This is a genomic window from Wolbachia endosymbiont of Tuta absoluta (assembly GCF_059414725.1).
Genome location: NZ_JBNRJY010000247.1, coordinates 1 through 975 on the forward strand (window position 1 = coordinate 1; position 975 = coordinate 975).

The window sequence follows — 975 nt, forward strand, 5'->3', positions numbered from 1 at the left end:
CACCGGCTAATGATAATGAATTAAGAAATCCAAAGGTTTCCCGTCCTTTGCCTAAGTATTTAAGTGTTCAAGAAATATTTTTGCTCATGGAAACAGTAAAAAAATCAGCAAGCGGATCTGGCTTAGAATAGCGTCACTTCAACTCTTACCGTGGGTGGGTGTGATAAAAGTGCGAAAAAGTATTATTTCACCCAGGAAATGGACAGCAGTGTTAAAATTATATTATTATACAATTATTATTATTCCCTGTGGTTGCAGCATCTTGCACTCCACTTGCCAACTTGCTTGCCAAGCATTGTGAGTAAGGCAATACCCCCCGATAGGGGGAGGCCCAATGCCCATGTCCAGCACTGAAACGTTATGTATGGCTGTAGTACACCATAGTCTCAACAGATGGCGCCACTAGGTTTTAAAACGCGCTATCGTTGTGTTCACGCCGAATCATGACTACCCGGCCGTAATGCATGAAGGATGACTTTTGCCTAGGGTGCTGCAGTGTACTTATTACATTGCCTTCAAGCAATTGAACGCCTTATATTACATTGCGGCTTCAGAACGGAGTTTCTGTGGAAGCGCCTTCTGAACCTTACCTTAGCCTGGGATCGATCCACTCGTGGGAATCCATTATTATCATTCTCTTTTTGTTATCATCTTATTTCATGTGGGAAATCAAGTCGTTGAACGATCCGATGAACCCTGGTTACAGAGTTTTCAACCACCTACTATTAAAGGTAGGCCTCTTACATGGTTTTGTAACGACCGCCAACTAAATAATCATATATACATCAATCGGGACTGAAGGTAACGAGCCTTTCGAAGCACGGCTTCATGGGACACTAGAGCAAAATTCACCGTCAAGATTCATGATGATTTTCGGATCATAAGGATGATTCAAGATGTGATCGCAATTTTCACTGCAGTCCCTTTTCCTATTACTAAGTGAATGCCTTAGAATCATTTTGATGTAACCAGGGA

Annotated in this window: 1 pseudogene; it reads left to right on the plus strand. The window is 42.1% G+C overall.

The window, feature by feature from the left end:
- Positions 1 to 128 (plus strand): annotated as a pseudogene (locus ACJ5GX_RS02715) (tyrosine-type recombinase/integrase); the annotation flags it as partial.
- Positions 129 to 975 lie beyond the last annotated feature (847 nt).